This is a genomic window from Halovibrio sp. HP20-59 (genome assembly GCF_033052795.2).
Taxonomy (GTDB): domain Bacteria; phylum Pseudomonadota; class Gammaproteobacteria; order Pseudomonadales; family Halomonadaceae; genus Vreelandella.
The window spans coordinates 1-239 of the sequence record NZ_JAWJUW020000177.1; the positions used below are offsets into that span (position 1 = coordinate 1).

The window sequence follows — 239 nt, forward strand, 5'->3', positions numbered from 1 at the left end:
CACCGCCGCTTTTCACCGCGGCCAGTGTGCCGTCGGGTTTGACCAGCAGCAGTGTCGGGTAGCCCTGCAGTCGCAGTGGGTCGATGCTGGCCTTAGCGTCGGACCGCGTCGTGTAGCGGATGCCGTGCTTGGCGGCCAGCATGCGCGTGGTGGGCAGCGGGTCGAAGGTCACGCCGACGACCTGGACGTCGGGACGCGTCGCCTGCAGGTGGTTCAGCTCCGGGATCTCGGACACGCAA

At 68.2% G+C, this 239-nt stretch carries 1 protein-coding gene; it reads right to left on the minus strand.

Going from position 1 to position 239, the window contains the following annotated elements:
- Positions 1 to 239: hypothetical protein (locus RZA33_RS19780; RefSeq protein WP_317510061.1), on the minus strand; the 239-nt coding region annotated here is incomplete at both ends.